General features: G+C 59.0%; 27 protein-coding genes and 1 pseudogene. 14 read left to right on the top strand and 14 right to left on the bottom strand.

Annotated features, from left to right (window positions below; all coding sequences use genetic code 11):
• The first annotated feature begins 82 nt into the window (after nucleotides 1-82).
• From AC1RT4_RS02775 to AC1RT4_RS02750, 6 genes are read left to right on the top strand one after another with little or no spacing between them, the layout of a single operon-like run.
• Nucleotides 83-2,983 carry a monovalent cation/H+ antiporter subunit A gene (locus AC1RT4_RS02775; protein WP_493083379.1) on the top strand — a complete coding sequence of 967 codons (2,901 nt, stop codon included), beginning with the start codon at nucleotides 83-85 and terminating at the stop codon, nucleotides 2,981-2,983.
• Nucleotides 2,983-3,327, top strand: coding sequence for a Na+/H+ antiporter subunit C (locus AC1RT4_RS02770; RefSeq protein ID WP_003192163.1), 345 nt, complete (start codon nucleotides 2,983-2,985; stop codon nucleotides 3,325-3,327). The genes AC1RT4_RS02775 and AC1RT4_RS02770 overlap by 1 nt, the downstream gene beginning before the upstream one ends.
• Complete coding sequence (locus tag AC1RT4_RS02765; protein ID WP_493083377.1) at nucleotides 3,324-5,003, top strand: monovalent cation/H+ antiporter subunit D; 1,680 nt, start codon at nucleotides 3,324-3,326, stop codon at nucleotides 5,001-5,003. Before AC1RT4_RS02770 ends, AC1RT4_RS02765 begins: the two co-directional genes overlap by 4 nt.
• Nucleotides 5,000-5,488, top strand: a complete 489-nt coding sequence (locus AC1RT4_RS02760; protein ID WP_085602916.1) for a Na+/H+ antiporter subunit E — start codon at nucleotides 5,000-5,002, stop codon at nucleotides 5,486-5,488. The genes AC1RT4_RS02765 and AC1RT4_RS02760 overlap by 4 nt, the downstream gene beginning before the upstream one ends.
• Nucleotides 5,485-5,763 carry a K+/H+ antiporter subunit F gene (locus AC1RT4_RS02755; protein ID WP_007910754.1) on the top strand — a complete coding sequence of 93 codons (279 nt, stop codon included), beginning with the start codon at nucleotides 5,485-5,487 and terminating at the stop codon, nucleotides 5,761-5,763. The genes AC1RT4_RS02760 and AC1RT4_RS02755 overlap by 4 nt, the downstream gene beginning before the upstream one ends.
• Nucleotides 5,760-6,122 carry a Na+/H+ antiporter subunit G gene (locus tag AC1RT4_RS02750; protein ID WP_493083374.1) on the top strand — a complete coding sequence of 121 codons (363 nt, stop codon included), beginning with the start codon at nucleotides 5,760-5,762 and terminating at the stop codon, nucleotides 6,120-6,122. Before AC1RT4_RS02755 ends, AC1RT4_RS02750 begins: the two co-directional genes overlap by 4 nt.
• On the opposite strand, the gene AC1RT4_RS02745 is transcribed toward AC1RT4_RS02750, so the two are convergent.
• Nucleotides 6,119-6,559 carry a DUF3995 domain-containing protein gene (locus tag AC1RT4_RS02745; protein ID WP_007950535.1) on the bottom strand — a complete coding sequence of 147 codons (441 nt, stop codon included), beginning with the start codon at nucleotides 6,557-6,559 and terminating at the stop codon, nucleotides 6,119-6,121. The two genes, AC1RT4_RS02750 and AC1RT4_RS02745, sit on opposite strands and share 4 nt — an antisense overlap.
• Before the next feature lie 94 nt (nucleotides 6,560-6,653).
• Between AC1RT4_RS02745 and AC1RT4_RS02740 the strand changes: the two genes are divergently transcribed.
• Together AC1RT4_RS02740 and AC1RT4_RS02735 are read left to right on the top strand one after the other, a co-directional pair.
• Nucleotides 6,654-7,040 (top strand): DUF2946 domain-containing protein, encoded by a 387-nt coding sequence (locus tag AC1RT4_RS02740; RefSeq protein ID WP_085602912.1) that lies wholly within the window; start codon nucleotides 6,654-6,656, stop codon nucleotides 7,038-7,040.
• 93 nt (nucleotides 7,041-7,133) lie between these two features.
• Nucleotides 7,134-9,266: a TonB-dependent receptor gene (locus AC1RT4_RS02735; protein ID WP_493083371.1), complete on the top strand. Its 2,133-nt coding sequence runs from the start codon at nucleotides 7,134-7,136 to the stop codon at nucleotides 9,264-9,266.
• 37 nt (nucleotides 9,267-9,303) lie between these two features.
• On the opposite strand, the gene AC1RT4_RS02730 is transcribed toward AC1RT4_RS02735, so the two are convergent.
• The 3 genes from AC1RT4_RS02730 to AC1RT4_RS02720 form a co-directional block, all read right to left on the bottom strand.
• Nucleotides 9,304-10,317: an ABC transporter substrate-binding protein gene (locus AC1RT4_RS02730; protein WP_493083369.1), complete on the bottom strand. Its 1,014-nt coding sequence runs from the start codon at nucleotides 10,315-10,317 to the stop codon at nucleotides 9,304-9,306.
• Nucleotides 10,318-10,445: 128 nt separating this feature from the next.
• On the bottom strand, nucleotides 10,446-10,643 hold the full coding sequence (locus AC1RT4_RS02725; protein WP_493083367.1) for a hypothetical protein: 198 nt from the start codon (nucleotides 10,641-10,643) through the stop codon (nucleotides 10,446-10,448).
• Nucleotides 10,640-11,110, bottom strand: a complete 471-nt coding sequence (locus AC1RT4_RS02720; RefSeq protein WP_085711422.1) for a hypothetical protein — start codon at nucleotides 11,108-11,110, stop codon at nucleotides 10,640-10,642. Before AC1RT4_RS02720 ends, AC1RT4_RS02725 begins: the two co-directional genes overlap by 4 nt.
• A gap of 408 nt (nucleotides 11,111-11,518) precedes the next feature.
• Between AC1RT4_RS02720 and AC1RT4_RS02715 the strand changes: the two genes are divergently transcribed.
• Complete coding sequence (locus AC1RT4_RS02715) at nucleotides 11,519-11,782, top strand: hypothetical protein (protein ID WP_493083365.1); 264 nt, start codon at nucleotides 11,519-11,521, stop codon at nucleotides 11,780-11,782.
• A gap of 39 nt (nucleotides 11,783-11,821) precedes the next feature.
• Nucleotides 11,822-12,058 carry a DUF2789 family protein gene (locus tag AC1RT4_RS02710; protein WP_085687730.1) on the top strand — a complete coding sequence of 79 codons (237 nt, stop codon included), beginning with the start codon at nucleotides 11,822-11,824 and terminating at the stop codon, nucleotides 12,056-12,058.
• Between the two features lie 6 nt (nucleotides 12,059-12,064).
• Here AC1RT4_RS02710 and AC1RT4_RS02705 read toward each other — a convergent pair whose 3' ends face one another.
• The 3 genes from AC1RT4_RS02705 to AC1RT4_RS02695 form a co-directional block, all read right to left on the bottom strand.
• On the bottom strand, nucleotides 12,065-12,268 hold the full coding sequence (locus AC1RT4_RS02705; RefSeq protein ID WP_493083364.1) for a hypothetical protein: 204 nt from the start codon (nucleotides 12,266-12,268) through the stop codon (nucleotides 12,065-12,067).
• 113 nt (nucleotides 12,269-12,381) lie between these two features.
• A complete protein-coding gene (locus tag AC1RT4_RS02700; RefSeq protein WP_493084440.1) occupies nucleotides 12,382-13,605 on the bottom strand; it encodes a methyl-accepting chemotaxis protein in 1,224 nt (407 codons plus the stop codon).
• 609 nt (nucleotides 13,606-14,214) lie between these two features.
• Nucleotides 14,215-14,619: a TraR/DksA family transcriptional regulator gene (locus AC1RT4_RS02695; RefSeq protein ID WP_007935965.1), complete on the bottom strand. Its 405-nt coding sequence runs from the start codon at nucleotides 14,617-14,619 to the stop codon at nucleotides 14,215-14,217.
• Between the two features lie 411 nt (nucleotides 14,620-15,030).
• Between AC1RT4_RS02695 and AC1RT4_RS02690 the strand changes: the two genes are divergently transcribed.
• The 3 genes from AC1RT4_RS02690 to AC1RT4_RS02680 are packed head-to-tail and all read left to right on the top strand — an operon-like array spanning nucleotide 15,031 to nucleotide 17,046.
• A complete protein-coding gene (locus AC1RT4_RS02690; protein ID WP_493083362.1) occupies nucleotides 15,031-15,636 on the top strand; it encodes a glutathione S-transferase in 606 nt (201 codons plus the stop codon).
• A gap of 2 nt (nucleotides 15,637-15,638) precedes the next feature.
• Nucleotides 15,639-16,742, top strand: coding sequence for a DNA alkylation repair protein (locus tag AC1RT4_RS02685; RefSeq protein ID WP_493083360.1), 1,104 nt, complete (start codon nucleotides 15,639-15,641; stop codon nucleotides 16,740-16,742).
• Nucleotides 16,743-16,800: 58 nt separating this feature from the next.
• On the top strand, nucleotides 16,801-17,046 hold the full coding sequence (locus tag AC1RT4_RS02680; protein WP_493083358.1) for a hypothetical protein: 246 nt from the start codon (nucleotides 16,801-16,803) through the stop codon (nucleotides 17,044-17,046).
• Nucleotides 17,047-17,189: 143 nt separating this feature from the next.
• On the opposite strand, the gene AC1RT4_RS02675 is transcribed toward AC1RT4_RS02680, so the two are convergent.
• The 5 genes and pseudogenes from AC1RT4_RS02675 to AC1RT4_RS02655 all read right to left on the bottom strand — a co-directional run bounded on the left by AC1RT4_RS02675 (nucleotide 17,190) and on the right by AC1RT4_RS02655 (nucleotide 21,182).
• Complete coding sequence (locus tag AC1RT4_RS02675) at nucleotides 17,190-17,489, bottom strand: hypothetical protein (RefSeq protein WP_041475573.1); 300 nt, start codon at nucleotides 17,487-17,489, stop codon at nucleotides 17,190-17,192.
• Between the two features lie 120 nt (nucleotides 17,490-17,609).
• Nucleotides 17,610-18,266, bottom strand: coding sequence for a DUF2931 family protein (locus tag AC1RT4_RS02670; RefSeq protein WP_493083356.1), 657 nt, complete (start codon nucleotides 18,264-18,266; stop codon nucleotides 17,610-17,612).
• 10 nt (nucleotides 18,267-18,276) lie between these two features.
• Nucleotides 18,277-18,933, bottom strand: a complete 657-nt coding sequence (locus AC1RT4_RS02665) for a DUF2931 family protein (protein WP_493084438.1) — start codon at nucleotides 18,931-18,933, stop codon at nucleotides 18,277-18,279.
• 56 nt (nucleotides 18,934-18,989) lie between these two features.
• Entirely contained in the window at nucleotides 18,990-19,643 is a 654-nt protein-coding gene (locus tag AC1RT4_RS02660; protein WP_493083354.1) for a DUF2931 family protein, read from the bottom strand.
• Nucleotides 19,643-21,182, bottom strand: a pseudogene (locus AC1RT4_RS02655) (phospholipase effector Tle1 domain-containing protein). The gene AC1RT4_RS02660 and the pseudogene AC1RT4_RS02655 overlap by 1 nt, the downstream one beginning before the upstream one ends.
• 71 nt (nucleotides 21,183-21,253) lie before the next feature.
• Between AC1RT4_RS02655 and AC1RT4_RS02650 the strand changes: the two are divergent.
• Nucleotides 21,254-21,712, top strand: coding sequence for a hypothetical protein (locus tag AC1RT4_RS02650; protein WP_493083352.1), 459 nt, complete (start codon nucleotides 21,254-21,256; stop codon nucleotides 21,710-21,712).
• 69 nt (nucleotides 21,713-21,781) lie between these two features.
• Here the strand turns inward: AC1RT4_RS02650 and AC1RT4_RS02645 are convergent, their stop codons facing one another.
• Together AC1RT4_RS02645 and AC1RT4_RS02640 are read right to left on the bottom strand one after the other, a co-directional pair.
• Complete coding sequence (locus AC1RT4_RS02645) at nucleotides 21,782-22,111, bottom strand: antibiotic biosynthesis monooxygenase family protein (protein WP_493083350.1); 330 nt, start codon at nucleotides 22,109-22,111, stop codon at nucleotides 21,782-21,784.
• Nucleotides 22,108-23,103, bottom strand: coding sequence for a zinc-dependent alcohol dehydrogenase family protein (locus AC1RT4_RS02640; RefSeq protein WP_493083348.1), 996 nt, complete (start codon nucleotides 23,101-23,103; stop codon nucleotides 22,108-22,110). The genes AC1RT4_RS02645 and AC1RT4_RS02640 overlap by 4 nt, the downstream gene beginning before the upstream one ends.
• Nucleotides 23,104-23,123: the final 20 nt, after the last annotated feature.

The following is a 23,123-nucleotide window of genomic DNA, read 5'->3' as shown; positions in this document are numbered from 1 at the left end:
AGGATTCAGAGACATCCTCGCGTTTGGCGATCCGGGAGCTGGCACGTATGATGCTTCACAAACTTCCGCAGATTAGAAGCCTATGTCCCTGATAGTTCTACTGCTTCTGCCTTTTCTGGGCAGCTGTCTGGCAGCCGTGCTGCCGCACAACGCACGTAACGCCGAATCCCTGCTGGCAGGTCTGGTCGCACTGATCGGTACTGTCTCGGTCGCGATGCTGTACCCGCAGATCGCCCACGGCGGCGTGATTCGCGAAGAGTTCACGTGGCTGCCCAGCCTGGGCCTGAACTTCGTCCTGCGCATGGACGGCTTCGCCTGGCTGTTCTCGATGCTGGTGCTGGGCATCGGCACCCTCGTCTCTTTATATGCCCGTTATTACATGTCGCCGGACGATCCGGTGCCGCGTTTCTTCGCGTTCTTTCTGGCGTTCATGGGCGCCATGCTCGGGCTGGTGATCTCCGGCAACCTGATCCAGATCGTGTTCTTCTGGGAGCTGACCAGCCTTTTCTCGTTCCTGTTGATCGGCTACTGGCACCACCGCCACGATGCGCGCCGTGGTGCGTACATGGCGTTGATGGTCACCGGTGCCGGGGGATTGTGTCTGCTGGCGGGGGTCATGATCCTCGGCCATGTGGTCGGCAGCTATGACCTGGACAAGGTCCTGGCCGCCGGCGATCTGATTCGCGCACATGCCCTCTACCCCATCCTGCTTCCCCTCATTCTTATCGGCGCCCTCAGCAAAAGCGCCCAGTTCCCCTTCCACTTCTGGCTGCCCCACGCAATGGCGGCACCCACACCGGTTTCGGCGTACCTGCACTCGGCGACCATGGTCAAGGCCGGGGTTTTCCTGCTGGCCCGCCTGTGGCCGTCGCTGTCCGGCAGCGAAGAATGGTTCTACATCGTCAGCGGCGCCGGCGCCGCCACGCTGTTGCTCGGCGCGTACTGCGCGATGTTCCAGAACGACCTCAAGGGACTGCTGGCCTACTCGACCATCAGCCATCTCGGTCTGATCACGCTGCTGCTGGGCCTGAACAGTCCGCTGGCCGCCGTCGCAGCGGTGTTCCACATTCTCAACCACGCGACCTTCAAGGCTTCGCTGTTCATGGCCGCCGGGATCATCGACCACGAAAGCGGCACCCGCGACATCCGCAAGCTCAACGGCCTGTTCAAACTGATTCCGTTCACCGCCACCCTGGCGATGGTCGCCAGTGCGTCCATGGCCGGCGTGCCGCTGCTCAACGGTTTCCTGTCGAAAGAAATGTTCTTCGCCGAAACCGTGTTCATCAACGCCACCGCCTGGGTGGAAGCCGCGCTGCCAATCGTCGCGACCATCGCTGGCACGTTCAGCGTGGCTTACTCGCTGCGCTTCACCGTTGATGTGTTCTTCGGCCCGACGGCCACCGACCTGCCGCACACTCCGCACGAGCCTCCGCGCTGGATGCGTGCACCGGTTGAGTTGCTGGTTTTCACCTGTTTGCTGGTGGGGATTTTCCCGGCCCAGGTTGTAGGCCCGTTGCTGGCCGCCGCCGCTTTGCCGGTGGTGGGTGGCGTGCTGCCGGAATACAGCCTGGCGATCTGGCACGGCCTCAATGCACCGATGATCATGAGTCTGATCGCCATGTCCGGCGGCATCGTGGTCTATCTGCTGCTGCGCAATCAGCTCAAGCGCGGTCGTTTCAAATTCCCGCCACTGGTAGGCCGCTTCAATGGCAAGCGCCTGTTCGAGCGCAGTCTGGTGGCGATGATGCGTCTGGCGCGACGGCTGGAGCGGCGGATCGGCACCAAGCGTCTGCAAACCCAGCTGTTCCTGATGGTATTGGCGGCAGTGCTGGCCGGGCTGATCCCGATGCTGCACAGCAGCCTGAGCTGGGGCGACCGGCCGAAGATCCCTGGTTCGATCGTGTTCGTGACCCTGTGGCTGCTGGCAATCGCCTGCGCCCTCGGCGCCGCGTGGCAGGCCAAGTATCACCGTCTCGCCGCCCTGACCATGGTCAGCGTCTGCGGCCTGATGACCTGCGTGACCTTCGTCTGGTTCTCGGCACCGGATCTGGCCCTGACGCAACTGGTGGTCGAAGTGGTGACCACGGTGCTGATCCTGCTCGGCCTGCGCTGGCTGCCACGGCGGATCGAAGAGGTTTCGCCATTGCCAAGCAGCCTGCGCAAGGCGCGGGTACGGCGTCTGCGCGACTTGCTGCTGTCGATTGCAGTCGGTGGCGGCATGGCGCTGCTGTCCTACGCCATGCTGACCCGGCAGACGCCAAACGACATTTCCTCGTTCTACCTGAGCCGTGCCCTGCCCGAGGGCGGCGGCAGCAACGTAGTCAACGTGATGCTGGTGGATTTCCGGGGTTTCGACACCCTTGGCGAAATCACCGTGCTCGCTGCCGTGGCGCTGACCGTATTCGCCCTGCTGCGGCGTTTCCGCCCGCCGAAAGAAAGCCTGCAACTGCCGGCTCAGCAGCGCCTGCTCGCCCCCGACGTGGTCACCGATCTGGTCAACCCGCGTTCGGCCAGCGACACCGCGCTCGGCTTCATGATGGTGCCGGCGGTGCTGGTGCGCCTGCTGCTGCCGATTGCGCTGGTGGTGTCGTTCTACCTGTTCATGCGCGGGCACAACCAGCCGGGTGGCGGCTTCGTCGCCGGTCTGGTGATGTCGGTGGCGTTCATCCTGCAATACATGGTCGCCGGCACCCAGTGGGTCGAGGCACAAATGAGCCTGCGGCCGCTGCGCTGGATGGGCACCGGCCTGCTGTTCGCCACCGTCACCGGCCTCGGGGCGATGGCGGTCGGTTATCCGTTCCTGACCACCCACACCTGGCACTTCAGCCTGCGGCTGCTGGGTGACATCCATATCGCCAGCGCGCTGTTCTTCGATATCGGCGTCTACGCCGTGGTGGTCGGCTCGACCTTGCTGATCCTCACCGCCCTCGCCCACCAATCGGTCCGGGGCCATAAAACCGCTGCCGCCAAAGGAGCCGTCTGATGGAAGAAGTCATCGCAATCGCCATCGGCGTGCTCGCCGCGTCCGGGGTCTGGCTGATCCTGCGGCCACGGACGTTCCAGGTGGTGATGGGCCTGTGCCTGCTGTCCTACGGCGTCAATCTGTTCATCTTCAGCATGGGCAGCCTGTTCATCGGCAAAGAGCCAATCATCAAGGACGGCGTGCCGCAGGATCTTCTGAATTACACCGACCCGTTGCCCCAGGCGCTGGTGCTGACGGCCATCGTCATCAGCTTCGCCATGACCGCGCTGTTCCTGGTGGTGCTGCTGGCCTCACGGGGCCTGACCGGCACCGACCACGTTGACGGAAGGGAGCCCAAGGAATGACGGCGATGACTCACCTGATCGCCGCACCGATCCTGCTGCCGCTGCTGACCGCCGCCATCATGCTGATGCTCGGCGAAAAGCATCGACCGCTGAAGGCGAAAATCAACCTGTTCTCCAGCCTCCTCGGCCTCGGCATCTCGGTGATGTTGCTGCAATGGACCCAGACCACCGGCGTACCCGGCTCGATCGGTGTGTACCTGCCGGGCAACTGGCAGGTGCCGTTCGGCATCGTGCTGGTAGTCGATCGTCTGTCGGCATTGATGCTGGTGCTGACCGGAATCATCGGCGTCAGCGCCCTGCTGTTCGCCATGGCCCGCTGGGACGGCGCCGGGTCGAGTTTTCACGCCCTATTCCAGATTCAGTTGATGGGCCTTTACGGTGCATTCCTGACGGCGGACCTGTTCAACCTGTTCGTGTTCTTCGAGGTATTGCTGGCCGCGTCCTACGGCCTGTTGCTTCATGGTTCGGGCCGGGCACGGGTGTCGTCGGGGCTACATTACATTTCGATCAACCTGCTGGCGTCGTCGCTGTTCCTGATTGGTGCGGCGTTGATCTACGGTGTGACCGGCACGCTGAACATGGCGGATCTGGCCCTGAAAATCCCGCTGGTGCCGGAGGCCGACCGTGGCCTGCTGCACGCCGGCGCGGGAATTCTGGCCGTAGCGTTCCTGGCCAAGGCCGGCATGTGGCCGCTGAATTTCTGGCTGGTGCCGGCCTACTCGTCGGCCAGCGCGCCGGTGGCGGCGATGTTCGCGATCATGACCAAGGTCGGCGTCTACACCCTGTTGCGTCTGTGGACGCTGCTGTTCTCGGGCCAGGCCGGTGCTTCGGCGTACTTTGGTGGCGACTGGCTGATCTACGGTGGCATGGCGACCATGGCCGGTGCGGGCGTGGCGATCATTGCCGCGCAACGTCTGGAACGCATGGCCAGCCTGAGCATTCTGGTGTCGGCGGGGATCCTGCTGTCGGCCGTGGGTTTCGCCCAGCCAAACCTGATCGGCGCCGCGCTGTTCTATCTGGTCAGCTCGACCCTGGCGTTGAGCGCACTGTTCCTGCTGGCTGAATTGATCGAACGCTCGCGCACCGCCATCGAAGTGCCGCTGGAAGACGAAAACGAACTGCTGCCACGTCCGCAGGAATGGCAGCGTCCGATCAAGGGCATCAACCTCGACGACGATCAGAAAGCCGTGGTCGGTCAGGTGATCCCGTGGACCATGGCCTTCCTCGGTCTGAGCTTCATTGCCTGCGCGCTGCTGATCATCGGCATGCCGCCGCTGTCCGGATTCATCGGCAAGCTGAGCCTGATCGGCGCCCTGCTCAACCCGCTGGGCCTCGGCGCCGGCGAACCGATCTCGAATGCCGCCTGGGCGTTGCTGGCCCTGCTGATCCTCACCGGGCTCGGCTCGCTGATGGCGTTCTCGCGTCTGGGCATCCAGCGCTTCTGGTCGCCTGAAGAGCGCCCGTCGCCCCTGCTGCGCAAACTGGAATGCACGCCGATTTTCCTGCTGCTCGGCCTGAGCATCGCCCTGACCTTCAAGGCTGAACCGCTGCTACGTTACACCCAGGCAGCGGCCGACGCCCTGAACAATCCGCAGCAATACGTGATGGCAGTGCTCGGCACCCGCGCCGTGCCGAGCCCGGAAGCCAAGGCTGCGCTGCTGGAGGTGCAACCATGAAGCGTCTGTTTCCGGCTCCGTGGTTGTCGCTTGCACTGTGGTTGCTGTGGCTGGTGCTGAACCTGTCGGTCAGCCCGGGCAACCTGCTGCTGGGTGCCGTTCTCGGTTTCTGCGCCCCGCTGATGATGCGCAAACTGCGCCCGCAACAAATTCACATCCGCCGCCCGGGCACGATCCTGCGATTGTTTCTGCTGGTCGGGCGCGATGTGATCGTCTCGAACCTGCAGGTGGCCTGGGGCGTACTCAACGCCGGTCGTCGGCCGCTTCGTTCACGCTTCATCAAGGTGCCGCTGGACCTGCGCGACGCCAACGGTCTGGCGGCGCTGTCGATGATCTGTACGGTCGTGCCCGGAACGGTGTGGTCGGAACTGGCGCTGGATCGCAGCATTCTGTTGCTGCACGTCTGGGATCTGGATGACGAGGCGCAATTCATCCAGCACTTCAAGGTCACTTACGAGCGGCCGTTGATGGAGATTTTCGAATGAGTCCGCTGCTGTCGAACGCGATTCTGCTGACGCTGTTCCTGTTTTCCCTGGCCATGGTCCTCACGCTGGTGCGCCTGTTCAAAGGCCCGTCGGCGCAGGACCGGGTACTGGCGCTGGATTACCTGTACATCGTCGCCATGCTGATGATGCTGACCCTGGGGATTCGTTACTCCAGTGACACCTACTTCGAAGCGGCGCTGCTGATCGCGCTGTTCGGCTTCGTCGGCTCGTTTGCCCTGGCGAAATTCCTCCTGCGTGGCGAGGTGATCGAATGAACGCTGAACTGTCTCTCTGGGTGGAAATCCCGGTGGCGATCCTGCTGGTCCTCAGCGGTATTTTCGCCCTGATCGGCGCGATCGGCCTGCTGCGGATGAAGGATTATTTCCAGCGCATGCACCCGCCGGCGCTGGCCTCGACCCTCGGCGCGTGGTGCGTGGCACTGGCGTCGATCATCTGTTTTTCCGCGCTCAAGTCCGGGCCGGTGCTGCACGCATGGCTGATCCCGATTCTGCTGTCGATCACCGTGCCGGTGACCACCTTGCTCTTGGCGCGGGCGGCGTTGTTCCGCAAGCGCATGGCCGGGGATGATGTGCCGGCCGAGGTGAGCAGCCGGCGTACTGAAACCGGCAGTTAGATCCAGGCGACAGCCAACAGCCCGGCTCCCAATATCAGACACAGCGGCGAGTAGACCCAAGTGTCGAGCCGGGCAAACCGCGACCCCTTTACTTCCTTGAAGAAACCCACCAGCTCCGAATCGCCGATCGCCCGCGCAAACATCAGCAGCGCAATCGCGCTGATCACCCATTGCAGCGCCCAGTGATGCACGGCGGGCAGCCACCACCCCACTCGCATGCACACCAGTGCGGCAATCAGTAGCAGGGCTGCCGCCACCACCAGCGTGATCCAGCCTGACGGCTTGAATGCCGGCCTGAGCGTCAGCCCGCCGTTGTCCACCGGAACCTGCGGCACCACCGCCACGGCCGCCCACTGCCCACCCATCGCCCAATACACATGCATCAGGCTGATCACCGCAAATATCGTCACCAGCCATTGAGCCAACACAAAGGTCATGGTCGAGAATCCTTTCAAGGGATTTGAACAAAACATCCTAGTCGGCATTTTTCCATGTGCACGACCGGTCGGCGGTGCGGTAAAGTGCCGCCCCATGAAATTCACCCGTACCGATCGCTCACTGCTGGCCTGGATGCTCTATTGCTGCGTCCTGTTCAACGTGTTCGCCTGCAGCATCGGTCACGGACAAATGGTCGGCATGCAGCTCAACGGTATCGGCGGCCAGTTCTGCGCCGTCGACCCAAGCACCCAGGCGCCGCTCGCCTCGAATCCCGCCGAAGAAAAACTGCCGACCCTGGCCAAAGCCTTCGGCTGTCCGCTGTGCTCCACCGGCGGCATGGGCCCGGCGTTCAACTCCAGCCTGACCCTGGCGATCCTGCCGGAACAACACAGCCCGCCGCTGCCGGTCATCGTCAGCGCCGACCTCCCTGCCCGCTTCATCTGGCCTTCGGCCAACCCTCGCGCCCCGCCGCTCGCCTGAGTGTCCTTGCCTTTTTGATTTGTCAGCCCACTGCGCCAACGCGCGGCGTTCGCCTGTGCGCTGACTCCTAGACAAGCATTCAGGATTCAATCGATGAAACAACTTACCTTGCTGGCGAGCCTGTGCGGCTGCCTGTCCGTCAACGTCTGGGCGCAATCCACCGTGGATCTGGCGCCGATCACCATTGACGGCGAGTCCGGCGCCGAACCGGGCCTGAGCCTCGACCAGTCCAGTGGCATGGCCTCGCGCCTGGGCCTCAGCGTACGCGAAACTCCGGCTTCGGTGGCCATTGCCAACCGCAACGACATCGAACGTCACGGTTCGCAAAACTTCCAGGACGCGGCCAACACCTTGCCGGGGGTGAACGCCAGTGCGCCGCCAGGCTTTGGCGGATTCGTCTCCTATCGCGGTTTCACCAGTAGCCAGATCACCCAGATGTTCAACGGGGTCAACGTTTCCGGCGGACTGGCTCGCCCCGTGGACTCGTGGATTTATGACCGTGTGGAACTGGTCGGCGGTCCTTCGTCGCTGATCAACGGCGCAGGTTCGGTCGGTGGCTCGCTGAACTACGTGACCAAACTGGCCACCCGCGACGAGCAAGCGATCGAAGGCCGAGTCAGTTATGGCACCTACGACACCACCGAAACCGCGTTCGGCCTCAACCACGCGCTGACCGACCCCGGCGCCGACGTGCAGCATTACGCGCGCCTCGACGTCAGCCACAACACCAGCAACGGCTACATCGACCGCCAGGAACGCGATGCCTGGAGCGTGGCGTTCTCCTTGCTCAGCGACCTGACGCCAAACCTGTCGCACACCCTGGCCCTGGAATATCAGGATGAACACGAAGACAGCCCGTACTGGGGCACGCCGGTGCTCAACCCCAAGGCCGGCGAGTTGAAGATCGACAAGCACAGCCGCTTCAACAACTACAACGTCGAGGACGGCCGCTACGAGCAGCGGACGATCTGGGTGCGCTCGATCATCGACTACCGGATCAACGACAGCACCACCCTGCGCAACACCCTCTATCACCTCGACAGCCAGCGCGATTACCGCAACCTGGAAACCTATCAATACAACGCCGACAACAGCGCGGTGAACCGCTCCACTGCCTATCAGGTGCGACACCAGGGCGAGCAGAACGGCAACCAGTTCGAACTGCGCCACGACAACACCCTGTTCGGTCTCGACACCACCTGGTCCGGCGGTTTCGAGTACAAGGTCAACCAGACCACCAACTCGCCGCTGAACGTCAAAGGCGCCAGTACGGTGAACCCGAACAACTACCGACCGGGGCATTTCTATGACATCCCCGGAACCATACCGGGTTTCGTCAGCGACAAGACCAACGAAGTCACGACCAAAGCGCTGTTCGCCGAAAATCGTCTGGCACTGACCGACAAGCTTTCGTTGCTCACTGGCCTGCGTTACGACGATATCGACCTCGACGTGACCAACCATCGCACGGTGACCGCGAGTAACCCGCGCCATCTCAAACGCAGCTGGGAACCGGTCACCGGACGCGTCGGCCTGACGTATCAGTTCATTCCGTCAGCCAATGTGTACGTGCAATACAGCACCGCCGCCGAGCAGCCCAATGGCACCCAGGACTTCGATGTCTCGACCGGCAAGCAATGGGAAATCGGCAGCAAGTTCGGCTACCTGAACGGACGAGGTTCGGCGACGGTGGCCGCCTACACCATCGAGCGCAAGGACTTCGCCGTGACAGATCCACTGGACCCGACCAGCAGCATTCCGGTCGGCCAGCAGACGTCGAAGGGCATCGAGATCGCCAGCTCCTTGCGGATCACCGACAAGTTGCTGGCCGAAGGCAACTTCGCCTGGGTCGATGCGCAATACGATGAGTTCAACGAGAAGAACGCCGCCGGCGTAGTGGTTTCCCGCAAGGGCAACACACCGACCAACGTGCCGGACCGGGTCGGCAATCTGTGGCTGACGTATGATTTCTCGCCGCAATGGCAAGGCGGGGTCGATGCTCGGTATGTGGCATCGGTGTTCGCCGACAATGCCAACACCATGACAGTGCCGTCGTACACGCTGTTTGGCAGCTTCCTGAGCTACAAGGTGGATTCGCACACCACCGTGACCGGGCGGGTGCGCAACCTGACGAATGAGGTGTATGCCGAGTTCGCCCATGTGTCGCCGGCGTATTACCTCGGCACACCGCGTACATTCGAGCTGGCAGTGCAGACGCGGTTCTGACCCACTTCGGCGAGGGCCTGAGGCCCTCGCCACATCGCTACAGACCTGCCTGAACCTTCTGCGCCACATCCTTCGGCAGCCACGCCTGCCACACATCCGGATGCGCCTTCATGAACGCCACCGCTGCGTCCCGGGGCGGCGTGTGTTTCTCGCTCATCTCGGCCAGCGCCTTGTTCAGGTCATCAATCGGAAAATCGACCTTGCTGAAGAACTCGGCAATCTGCGGATACTGCTTCTGGAACGGCGTGGACACCCCGATCGACAGCTTCGAGGCCAGTGAACGGGTCGGTTTCGGATTGGGGTTATCGGCGTCGGTCAGGGTTTTCCAGGCCTCGGCATCGAACGGCGGCTCTTCCAGTTGGATCAGCTTGAACTTGCCGAGCAACGGTGTCGGCGACCAATAATAGAACAGCACCGGCTTACCCCGACGGATCGATGAGCTGATTTCGGCATCGAGTGCCGCACCGGAGCCGCTGCGAAAATTGACGAAATCGTCCTGCAAGCCGTAAGCCGTGAGCTTCTGCTTGTTCACCACCTCCGACGTCCAGCCAATCGGGCTGTTGAGGAACCGGCCCTTGCTCGGGGTTTCCGGGTCCTTGAACACGTCCTTGTACTTCTTCAGATCGCTGACGCTGCGCAGGTCCGGCGCCAGTGGCTTGATGCCCTTGGCCGGGTCGCCCTTGATCACGTATTCCGGCACCCACCAGCCTTCGGTGGCGCCTTTGACCGTGTCGCCCAGGCTGGCGACCTTGCCTTCGGCCTCGGCCTTGACCCACACCGGACTGCGCCCGGCCCACTCTTCGCCGATGACCTGAATGTCGTTGTTGGCCAGTGCGGTCTCAAGGGTGATGGTGGTGCCCGGCAAGGTGTCGGTCGGCAAGCCGTAGCCCTTCTCGACGATGATGCGCAGGACATCGGTGATCAGGCTGCCGCTTTCCCAGTTCAGATCAGCAAAGTGGATCGGCGCCTGTGCCGCGCTCACCGCGGGCACCGCCGTCATCAAGCCGAAGGTGGTCAGGCCAGCGGCCAGCAACCGTCGAAATCCGTTCATGCTTTTGCACCTCGTGCTGTTCACAGCAATAGCAGGATGGCCTGACAGAAGACCGCAAGCCTCTGAATACTCAGTCAACTGACTGTAGACGAGGTTCCTGTTTTTTCAGGGGCATGACACGGACAAGGTTACTTTTCAGAAATTTCCTGCAGGCTCTTCAGCTCGCGTCTGACCATGCTGGCGTATTCCGCAGGCTGCAAGGCGTAAATTTGCGAGGCGACCCAACCCAGCCAGGCGCCCTTCAATTCGGCCTTTACCGTGAACAATCGACGTGCTTCTTCGCGGGCGCTGTCGAGGTTCTGCAAATGGAAATCGGCGCGGCTCACTCGCTGGCCTTGAACGTCACCAGTTCGCCCTTGCGCCACTTGGCGGCTTTGGCGGTGACGGCTTTCAGGGTCTTGGTCAGGCCTTCCTGTAACTGCTCGTTGGCGGCGAACACGGTGACCGCGCTGTGGCCTTCCTTGAATACGATGGCATGACCGTCGGCCGTGCTGACGAACGCGTAGTCGCCGAGACCGTATACGGTCATTTTGATTTCGCGAAAGCGGATGTCCATCTTGCCGCCTTCACGGCTCGGCAGTACCGACGCGCTGAAATGATCGCCGACCTTGAGCTTGAGGCCAGGTTTGTCATCGACCACCAATGCGCTTTCGGTGTCGATTTCGGCAACGTAAATGCCTTCGGCGTTCTGCTCGGTGATGTAAACAAAACGCGATTGAAACTGCTTGACCAGCTTTGCCCGCAAATCACCCAGCACGAACAAAGCATGCATATCGAGGTTACTGACTGCCAAAGAAACATCCCCACACTTGAAAAGAGTGCCGTACGCGAAAAGCGCGCACGGCAGAAAAAGTCGGCCAGGCCGAAGGTGTTGCGCGATGACTCGAATATACGCCTGAGCAAGCAAAGTGCTCATTCAACGCGAGTTGCACAAGACTACTGGAATGCCACTCGCGAAACCTGCAAAGACGTTCTCCAAATGTTGAAGGAAAACGCGTCACGGTCGGCCAGAGAAAACTGACTACGAACTTTAGGGAAAAAACTCACCGAGAAAATCACTTTTCCGACATATCGCACGCAAAAAATTGCTTTAGATAGCGCCATGCCGTCAACAGGTGTTGGCGATTCTAGAGCAGCGATGCTGTTCGCGACTACCCGCAACACCCTGTAAATGCGGGTCAATCCATGAAAAGGACTTCATATGTGCACTATGACGCATTTTGCCGTGACTCACGAACCCGCCTTTGCCTTGAACGCTCCGGTGTTCGAGACTGTTCCTACAATCGAGACTTGTGGCCAGGAACCGTTGTTTCAGGTGATCCCGGCGGGCAACGGCTTTTTCCATATCAGGGAAAAGTCGACTGGGCTTGTCAGAGGTTTCCGCGAGAATCACAACGCCGCCTGCGCCCTCGCCCGTTCACTGGAATCGCGAATCGAACTCCTGGCCAGCGAGCACCTCAGATAAAGAGAGTGACCGACCCCGCCATCCTTCAAGGAGTACACCATGGAACTGCCTGCCTACAACCTGACAACCCTGTTCGATCAATTAGGGCTGCCGTCGGAAGAAGCGGCGATCGACGACTTCATCGAAGCCCATCCGCTGGAAGCCGATACCAAACTGATCGACGCCGACTTCTGGAGCCCGCAGCAGGCGCAGTTGCTCAAGGAGTGGCTGCGTGCCGATGGCGAAGAAGCGGTAATGGTCGACGAGCTGAATGTGCGCCTGCACCGGGGCAAATAAACTCGATCAGTGCAGGCTGGCACCGGCTTCAGCGCTCAATTGCTCAAGCCATGCGGCCCTGCACTCTTCCGCCTCGTTTCGACTCGCGAAGGCAGTGCCACGGCGTTCGCCATTAAGCAGCACCACCCAACAGACACTTTGCCCTATGGCGCGCAGTCCGGCGGGTACACCGCTGCCGATCATCACCGCGACATCGACTCTGCATTGCATGCTGACCTCCCAACTTCATTAGCAACCTAACTATGTAGGCATGTTAATGATCTGGATCAGGATGAAACAGCTGCGCGGCTGTACAGCTTAATTGCAGTTCCGGCAACAATCCCTCAACGCGGCTTCTCCGGTTTGTAGCCCAGACGCAACCCGCCCCAATGCCGGCCCTTGACCATGATCGGCACCGACAGGTCGTGCATCAGCTCGCCGGTATCGCGGGTGTAGGTCTGCAACAACACGGGTTGCTGATGGCTGCCGCAGCGGATGCCGGTGCGGTCGGCGAATTTGCGTTTGGTGCGATTGTTGACGGTATCGACCTGTGCATCCCCGGTCAGCGGCTGGCTGAACGCCTGATTGTGGGTCGGAACGTAACCCTGCTGCGTACAGGCGATAGCGAATACCAGACCTTCGTGGCGCGGCAGCAACGGCTCCTGAATCGCCGGCAGCACCTGATCGGTGTAGCGATCGAAACGAGTCTGGAGCTTGGCGGGCTGGGTGTCGGGAACCGGCTGATACTGGCGGTCGAACAGGTCTTCAAGGCTGATGCGCCCTTGTTCGACATCGGCCTCGAACCGCGCGGCAATCTGGCTGGCCCCTTCGCGGGCGAGGTCGTAGATGCGCTGGTGATAGTCGTCCAGCCCGACTTCGGCCAGGCGCTCACTGATAGTTTCCGCCTGCCCTTCCATCTGCACGGCGGCCTCGGCCAGGCGGCGGGTCTGCTGGTCGCTGATCGCCAGATCGCTGCGCATCTGCTCGATGGCGGTGAACAGGCTGTCGAGCTGTTCACGATTGGTTTCTGCGCCTCGGGCGATTTCGCCGACCTGGGTTTCTACCCCGGCAGCCAGTCGCGCGATGTTTTCCAGGTGCTGACCGGTGTGTTCGACCTGCTCGACGCCCGTGTGCAAATCGTCGGAGAGCTGGCGAATCTGTTCCACCACCTGCGCCGTGCGTTGCTGGATGTCGGCGACCATCTCGCCCACTTCGCCGGTGGCTGTCGCGGTCCGGGCGGCCAGACCGCGCACTTCATCCGCCACCACTGCAAAACCACGACCGTGCTCACCGGCCCGGGCCGCTTCGATGGCGGCGTTCAATGCCAGGAGGTTGGTCTGACTGGCGATGGACTGGATCACCAGCGTCACGCGCTGGATGTCATCACTGCGCTGGCTCAAGGCTTCGATCAGTTCGCGGCTGGCATTGGCGCGCTGGCTGAGCTGATGCATGCGCGAGATCGAATCCACCAGTTCGGTGCGCCCCGCCGCGCTGCTGTGATGGGCTTCGCTGGCAGCGCCCAATGCCTCGCGGCTGAGCTGCGAAGTGGCCTGCTCAGTGGCGATCATGACTTCAGCGTTGTTGACGATCTGCGCGGCGGCGTCGAGTTGTGATTGCAGCTTGCCGGCCAGCTCCTTGACGGAGAACGCCACCCCAGCGGCTGACAGCGCGTTATGACTAGTGGTGTAGGAAAGGTCGCGAGTCAGCTCGGACATCGCGTTATTGCTGTCGACCGGTTGCGCATCGGGGACCGCCCGGGAACGCAGGCGCGGCAGCCAGACAATCAGCACCGCCAGCGGCATGCCGACGTACAAGGGCCACTCGCCCAGGCTCATCCCGGCCAGCAACAGCATCAGGGCGATGCTTTGCAGAGTCGGCGTCAGCCAGCGATTCTTCGGCAAAACAACTGGTGCAGGCATAGCCGCAACCAGAGATCCTTCTCTCGTCATTTCGTTACCCCACGCTTGTTCTCATTGTTGTGGCTGCATTAAACGCCACTACAACGCCATTATCCATGGTCCGTTAGTCGTGGGTCTGTGGCAGGTCAATGGAATGGTGCGGGGACTTTCCGGGAGACGAGAAAAAGCAAAGATCGCAGCCTTTTGCAGTTCCCGGAGAAACTGCAAAAGGCTGCGATCTTTTCGCGACGACCCGCATTGAAGGGGTCGCCTCAGGAATCAGGCCTGACGCTGGTGCTTGTCGATCTGCTCGTGACGCTCTTGAGCTTCGATGCAGTACTTGGTGGTCGGGCTGATCAGCAGGCGTTTCAGGCCGATCGGCTCGCCGCTGTCATCACACCAGCCAAAGCTGTCTTCCTTGATACGCTCAAGGGCCTGCTCGAGTTGCGGCAGCATGCGCTGGTCGCGATCGATCGCGTTTACCAGCCAGGTGCGCTCTTCTTCCACCGATGCGGCGTCCGCCGGGTCAGCCGGGGTGTCCAGGCTTTCGATGGCAATACGGTTCTGCTCAATGCGCTCATGGGTTTCGACTTTCATGTTCTGCAACAGCTCGCTGAAGAAAGCGTGTTGCTCGGCATTCATGTAGTCATCTGCCGGCATGGCCAGCAACTTGTCCTTTGTCATTGATATCTCTATAAAAAAACGTGCATTAAGGCGAATTAGGGAGCGTTCCGGCGAACCGCCTGCGGTCATCGGAAAGGCATCGTTTATTGCAAACGCCACCCGGCACTCAATTTACGAAGGGGCGGCAGTCTAAGGCCCGTTTGAGGCCTCAGCAACTGTAAATACCGGGAATTTGTCCGACAAGGCCCGGAAACTGCTCTGACACAGGCTTCACAGCGCTCATCGGAGTGCGTTTATAGCAAGAAATTCAGTCGAGCGGCTGTATATAGAAGACAAACGGCGGACGAGCGGCGCTTTGTCGCAATTCGTTACGATCGCAGACCGCAAAACCCGCCCCCTCGCAAAGACTGACAAATCCCCCCAACCTCAGCTACGTTATGCCCTCCCCGGTTCGACTTGAAGGAACGCGTCATGAAACTGATCGGCATGCTGGACTCCCCTTACGTGCGCCGCGTGGCGATCTCCGCCAAATGCCTGGGGATCGAACTGGAACACGACCCGGTCTCGGTGTTTCGCCACTTCGAGCGCTTCCAGCAGATCAACCCGGTGGTCAAAGCGCCGACTTTGGTGCTCGATGAAGGTGAAGTGCTGATCGACTCGACCCTGATCCTCGACTATCTCGAAGCCCTGTCCGGCAAAACCCTGCTGCCCGCCGACCTGTCGCAACGGGTCAAAGCCCTGCGCCTGATCGGCCTCGGCCTCGCCGCCTGCGAAAAAGCCGTGCAGCTCTACTACGAACGCAACCTGCGCCCGGCCGACATTCAATACCAACCGTGGGTCGAACGCGTCGAAGGCCAACTCGCCGCCGCCTTCACCGCCCTCGAACACGAACTCGAAAAACACCCGCTGCCCACCGACGGCCCCCTCCAACAGGACGGCATCACCCTCGCCGTCGCCTGGAGCTTCACCGGCCTCGTCGTCCCCGACCAGATCGACGCCGATCGCTTCCCGCGCATCGCCCAATACACCGCGTACGCCGAAAGCACCCGGGCGTTCATCAGCACCCCGATGACCTGACCATGAGCACCACCGAAACCGCCGCCCCGGCCCTCAAAGAAATCTTCAACGCCGAACGCCTGCAACACATCGCCACAGAAATGAGCGCCGTGTACCCGGCGTTCAAGGCCAAGGCCTTTCTCAAGCACGCCAACGACGGCCTCGCCGACCTCTCCGTCATGCAACGCATGGCCCGTGTCAGCGAAAGCCTGCATCACGTGCTACCGCTGGATTACTCAGATTCCCTCGCTGTCCTGCGCGAACTTGCCCCGCGACTGAACAGCGGCTTCGTCAGCATGTGCCTGCCGCATTACGTCGCGAGCTACGGCGCGCACGCGTTCGATACATCGATGGAAGCCCTGAAGTACTTCACCACCTTCGGCTCCTCCGAATTCGCCATCCGCCACTTCCTGCGCAGCGACCTGGAACGCTCGCTGGAACTGATGCACGACTGGACGCGAGACGAAAACCACCACGTGCGAAGACTGGCCAGCGAAGGCAGTCGCCCTCGCCTGCCGTGGTCGTTTCGGCTGGAACGGGTGCAGGCTGATCCGCTGTTGGCTGCGGGGATTCTTGACCGGTTGAAGGCCGATGAAAGTTTGTATGTGCGCAAGTCGGTAGCGAATCATTTGAATGATGTGACCAAAGAGCATCCGGAGTGGGTGCTGGATACGGTTGAGGGGTGGTCGCTGGAGAACAAACACACGGCGTGGATTGCCAAACATGCGTTGCGGAGTTTGATCAAACAGGGGGATTTGCGGGCGCTCACTGTGATTGGTGCGGGGGCTAAGGCTGAGGTTGAATTGCTGGATGTGAAGGTGGAGCCGGCGGTTGTGCGGCTTGGGGATACGATTACCTTGTCGTTTACGGTGCGGTCGTTGGTGCCGGTGGAGCAGCGGTTGGTGATTGATTATGCGATTGACTATGTGAAGGCGAATGGCGGGACGTCGGCCAAGGTTTTCAAGTTGAAGACGTTGGATTTGGCGGGGTTTGGGCGTGAGATTATTGCGCGGCGGCAGGTGATTAAGGATTTCACTACGCGCAAGCACTATGCGGGGGTACATGCGGTGCATGTGGTGGTTAATGGGGAGCGGTTGGGGAGTACAGCGGTTGATATCAATTGCTGACGAACTGAAAGTTCCTCTCTGACGTTGCTCTCGGACGCCAACAAAATAAAAAGAGGACATGGCCATAAATCTTAAACAAATAATCGATTGCTTTTTTAAATATGCGATTGAACAGAGAAATCCGTACAACAGCTTCCCCCTCACCACTGAAGTCGATGAGCTTGGCGGGCCATATATTGAAATTTCCGAATCAGGAAAGCTGGCCATCGTTGCGCGAGATCGTGGTTATGAAGTATTGAGAAAAGAGACGACATCACCAGAAGAGCTGGCTAAATGGGTGTATGACATGTTCAACAAGAGATAAAACTTCACACCCATGCGTCATTCCGACTAATCCAGCTCGATGCTTTCAACTCTTCGCAACCTATCAAACATTTACGACTTTACTTTCTGACTGATTTTGACCAAAAGTATCTAAACACGCTTGGCACCCCTTCACAGCCGGCTTCAGGCGGGAAGGAAGGTCAAACTGTCAAGATTGATCTCGGCGTAAGAACCTATATCCCCCTTGTAAAGCGAGACCCTGGACACGCCCAGCTCGGACTGTAAGAGCTCGACTAACGTTCTTAGCTTTTTGTTTTTAGACATCGACGTCGGACGCACTACCGCCGCCTGTCCGGGTTCGTCATCGTAAATCCTGATCAGAAACATATCCTCTTCGCTCTGTATTTCGTAGTTATAACCACGGTACTCATACCCGAGGTCGTGGTCGACGTCATCAAAGCGAGTAGCTTTTATTATCTTCAAGGTGGCATCCAGTATTCGATCACTATAGAAGGATCATTTCAAAAAAATACAAAAAACAGGACGCATCTATTGATCAAGAAATCCGCCCTCTCTTCTCCGACTCACCCCGTTTTCCAAGAATTACCAACTGCCATACGGAATGCCGAATTTCTCGATGTAGCGTTGCGATTTTTCACTGACCGGATAAGCGTAACGCCCTTGGTTCTTACCCTGACTCGGACCTAACGGCTCAATCTCTGCTTGCGCCCGAGCGACCTTGATCGCCTTATGACACGAGTCTTTAACCCAAGCCTGCACCACCCCGCCGGGCGCCAGCCCCAAGTAAACCGACGCCATAAACCGCGCCTCTCGTTCAGGTGTTTGCGGGCAGCGTTTGCTGGTGGATTCCACCATCAATTGCCTTGCGTGTTCTGGAATATCCACCCAGGCTTGCCAGGTTTTCTTTTCAACGATTGACTGCCATCGAACATATATCCGCACGGGAAGATCGGCACCCACCACTCGTTTTCCGCTGCCGTCCACGATGGACCAGCCGCGAGCCGACTCGGTGCCGTCCTCAGGCTCGCCACCGACTGCGGAGCCGCCATTGGCCTTGAAGTAGACCTTGCCGGTAACGTCCTGCACAGAACTGTCCTCCACCCAAACCTGCATGTAATCAGGCTCGATGAATGCCAATTCCCACCATTCGGATTTGGGGTCTTTTTTACCTGATAGCGGGTCGGTCGAATGACAGCCAGTAACCAACAATGCACAAAACAGGGTGATGAATTGCTTCATTCGCTGATAGCTACCAGCTTCCATAAGGAATGCCGTACTTCTCGATGTAGCGCTTGGACTTCTCACTGACTGGATACGCGTAACGTCCTTCGTTCTTCCCCTGCTCCGGGCCCAGAGGTTCGATCTCACCTTGCATTCGGGCCACTTTGATCGGGCGGCGACACGAATCTCTCACCCAAACCTGTACCACTCCACCTGGTGCCAGCCCTAAATAAACCGAGGCCATGAACCGCGCAGTTTTCTCCGGTGTTTCAGGACAGCGTTGATTTGTGGACTTCACCATTATTTGTCTGGCCTCTTCCGGTATATCAACCCATGCCTGCCAGGTTTTCTGTTCCACAATGGATTGCCAGCGAACGTAGATACGAACAGGCAAGTCAGCACCTACGACGCGCTTTCCGCTACCGCCAACGCCTGTCCAACCACGGGCAGACTCGGTTCCATCGTCAGGCTCTCCGCCTGCTGCTGTTCCTCCACCTGTTCTGAAGAAGACTTTGCCCGTAATGTCTTGCACAGAGCTGTCTTCCACCCAAACCTTCATGTAATTCGGTTCAGTGAAAGCCAATTCCCACCATTCAGACTTGGGGTCATTTTTTGCTGACAGTGGGTCAGCAGACTGACAACCGGTCATGAACAACGCGCAGAGCAGGGTGACAAGGAATTTCATTACCAGAGTAAAAATGGGGATGAATGTATTTCCCCTTCCCCCCAACATCTCAAGCATTACCAACTGCCGTAAGGAATGCCGAACTTGTCGATATAACGCTTGGACTTTTCACTGACAGGATAGGCGTAACGTCCCTGGTTTTTGCCTTGGCTTGGGCCCAAGGGCTCAATTTCTGCTTGGGCTCTTGTCACTTTGACCGGGTGATGACATGAGTCTCTAACCCACACTTGCACAACTCCGCCCGGCGCCAACCCTAAATAAACCGAAGAAATATAGGTGGCCGTTTGATCCGGTGTCTTCGCGCATCGCTGATTGACCGATGTCAGCATTAGTTGCCTGGCTTCTTCCGGTATATCAATCCAAACACGATAGGTCTGAGGCTCCACAATAGATTGCCAACGAACAAAGATTCGCTTGGGAAGATCGGCGCCTACTACGGCTTTTGCAGAGCCGCCTACGCCATGCCAACCTCGGGCTGACTCTGTGCCATCCTCTGGTTGCCCGCCCGAGGCGGATCCCCCGCCGGTGCGTAGAAACGTTCTTCCTTTGATATCTTCCACCGAAGTATCTTCCACCCAAACCTTCATGTAGCGAGGCTCTGTGAAACCCAGCTCCCACCATGGGGATTTTGGGTCGTTTTTCGCTGAAAGTGGGTCTGCGGAACAAGCGGTCGTGAGCAATGTGCACAGCAGAGTTACAAGTAGCTTCATTACCAAAGCGTCCAATCAGGTACGTGCGGGTGTTTTACTCGAATTGCATCTGACGTGGGAGCGTTGATGTAAACCGCTTTCACGCCACTTCCATCCCTTCGGCCGAGTGGGTGGTTCCAGTTGGCTGATGTATGAATGTACTTGAGTTTCAGGATTTGCTCCTCTTGTGGGGTGGTGCTGTAGTCGCCAGAGACAAAACGATCACACAAAGCTTGAAGCTCTGTAGGGATGGAAAACTCCGGAGTCTCGGGAATATCGTTGAAGCGAACTCCCTTGGCTTTCGCCTGCTGATGCATCACGCGTAAACACACTCTGGAAAGCATTCCGCTCACTGGGCGTTTGAGCTGCACGGCGGCATAGACGCGTTTGATCTGTGGACTAAGTCGATCCTGCGGACTATTCGGCATAAGGAGTGGCGGTGGAGTGACGATTTCCAGCATTTCAGAAGGCCAGCCATTGGCGAGCCACTGACTTTTCACGGTTAAAGCATCTTGATAAATCGAGGTGGTCGCGACATCAGTGTTAAGTGACACCTCAAGTGTCTGCATCGGGCTGACGAGTACGCACTCATCCGCTTCCTCGAGGTAGCCCCCACCAATATCGGAATGAACGCCAGGCAAAATAATCTCCTGGTGATCTGGTGTTACACAGCTGAGGGCGAAATTCCCCCTGCACTCATCACGCGCGACCAATTGGAGGACATCAGTGAAATAGCGTTGATCCAGATAAAGCTTGATACCTGTTGCAACGGGGCTTTTGATGTTGCCCAGATTGGACCAGCCAGCAATGGAAGGAACGGTATCGAACAGGCCTATAAAGCCCATATTGATATCGCTTTTATATTGATCGCTGAAAGTCGAACTCAAGGAAGCCGCGTTACTTCGAAGGATTTCTCCTAAAGGGCCCTGTTTGCCGCGCACGACTTCATTTGCAAAATGCCGAGCGGCTGCCGCACCACGGCTGAAGCCGAAGGTGTCGAATGTCAGGGAGACAATCACAGCCCGGATTTTCGTCCAGCGCCTCCTTGATCCGCTGCTTGATCAATACGAACGAAGATTGAACACGACCGGCAACCCCGGTTTCGCCGCGCCCAGTACCGGCTCCCAAGGTGCTGTCTTTTTCACCTGAACGGGTGCCGATACCTTCAACATACACCATGCGAAAAGCACGTTTTCGCGAGCCCTCACCTTCGGCTGCCTCAGGCGTGTCATACAGCTCACTCAGCTTTTTGATATTGCTGACATCGTTGCCATAACTACTATCCGGATCACTCATATACGGCTTGCAGCTCGCATCGATATCTTGAGCCGCTATCGGATGATGAGCACCACACAGAAGCCCGGCCGCCGCGTTATTGGCATTATTCCCCGTCCCATCGAAGAACACTCCGATCCGCAGGGCAATGCCGATTTTTTCACGAGCCGATGCTGGTTCCTTCCCGTGTTTCTCATACTCAGCCCAACGCTGGGCATGAATATCGACGGGGTCGGTTCCTTTGTTGCGATAGTTTTTTGGCGGGTTGGGAATGTAGCCACTCAATCCTTGATTCCTTCTTCTGATCCTTGAAGAACGGGCCGAAGGGTGACAGCCGAAATCAGGTGGCGCAAGGCGTGGCCGCGTGCCAGCACCTGGCGCTCTATTCTCCCTGCCTGCAATGGTGGCGCCAAGCCACGAATGATAAGGTTCAGCCTCAAAACCAGGGACGACACCTCGTGCACAAACAATGTCTGGCAGCAGCAGTAACCTTCGCCATCAGTTTTTCCGCTCTTGCCTCTCCTGTGCCGCAGGAAGAGCTCGAAGAATGCCAACGAATAGAAAACTCGGCCAAACAGGTCATGAAAACCAGGCAGCAAGGCGTGCCCATGGCTTCGGTGTTGGAACTGGCCGAAGCGGCAGGTAAGCAGAACGAGTATGTGGGTGAGGTGTTCAAGTCGTTGATCCGCGAGGCGTACGAGATTCCTCAATACTCAAGCGAGAGTTTGCAGCAGAAAGCGATCAGCGATTTCCATTCCAATTTCTACAAGGCTTGCATCGTGACGGCGGAAAAGAGAGCAAACGCCAACGGCTGAGCTCAACGAACAAAAAAGGGAGCAGATTCAGGTAGTGAATCTGCTCCCTTTTACTGAAGTACTCGTGTTTCAGTTTCCGGGCCAAAGACCCCCATCATCTTCACCCGCATTAAAACCCGCCCCCTCAATGTGATAAACCTGCGGTTCCTCCGAAAAATACCCCTCCAGCCCCAGCATAAAGACCCTGTGGTCTTCACCCGCCTCAAAATCCGTATGAGCTTCAAGCGATTCCCACCGCACAATCAAGTTGAACCGCTCCGGCGTTTCAATCCCTTGCGCAAGCATGTGCCCGCCATACCCATTCGCGCGGCGGAGCAAAGGCGCAACCTCGGCAAATGCATTCCTGAATTCATCAACACGTTCTGCGTGAACAGGCAGCAAAGCGATCTCATAAATCATGACGCATTCCCCACAGAACCCGAACGAAGTGCAGGCTCGACCGCAATCGCAATCTTCCCTTGAAGACCGTTGTTGGGACTTTCCAACCGAGCATGGGCCAGCGGAATCTCCGCAAGCGAATACACCGCGCCAACATGTGGCCGCAGTTGACCGCGCTCCACCAGGGCACTCAATTCATCGAGCTTGCCGCGGTTCTGGCGGGTGAAAACGAAGTGGTAGCTCGCGTTCTTACCCCAGGCCTGAACCAGGTTTTGTGGCTGGGCGATGTCGACGATCGAGACCACGCGGCCAAGTTGTGCGAGGGCATCGGGGCTGCGCGACAGGGTGTCGCCGCCGATGGTGTCGAACACCACGTCCACTCCGAGGCCATTGGTTTCCCGCAGGATGGCGTCGACGTAGTCGTCCTTTTCGTAGTCGATGATCACATCGGCGCCCATGCGACGAACGAACTCGGCGTTTGCTTCGCGTGCGGTGGTGAACACTTTGGCGCCCATCGCTTTAGCGAGCTGGATCGCGACGTGTCCGACGCCTCCCGCGCCGCCGTGAATCAGAATGCTCTCCCCCACTCTGAGCGCTGCCCGCACGATCAGGGCTTCCCATGCCGTCCCGCCGACCAGGCTCAGGCTGGCGGCTTCTAGATGGCTCAGCGAGGAAGGCTTTTTGCCGATGATGCTGGCGAACGCTACGTGATACTCGGCATAGCTGCCGGGGCCGTCGAAGATTTGCGGCGTGTACCAGACTTCATCTCCGGGGGCGAAAGCCGTCACGCCGGGGCCGACCGCTTCGACTACGCCGGAGACGTCATGTCCGGTGATGGCCGGCAGTGGCACCAGGTCGGAATAGTCGCCGCGTCGGACTTGATAATCCAATGGATTGATCGAGGTGGCGTGTACCCGGACCAGCACTTGTCCCGCTTCCGGCACGGGCTTGGGTACGTCGCAGAGTGTGAACGATTCCGGGTTGCCAAATGATTCAAGCAGCATCGCTTTCATGGTGAATCCTCGTATCGACA

It is taken from the genome of Pseudomonas sp. GW821-FHT11D10 (genome assembly GCF_058808435.1).
The sequence above is the reverse complement of the archived record's forward strand: the minus strand, read 5'-3'. Positions and strand labels throughout refer to the sequence as shown.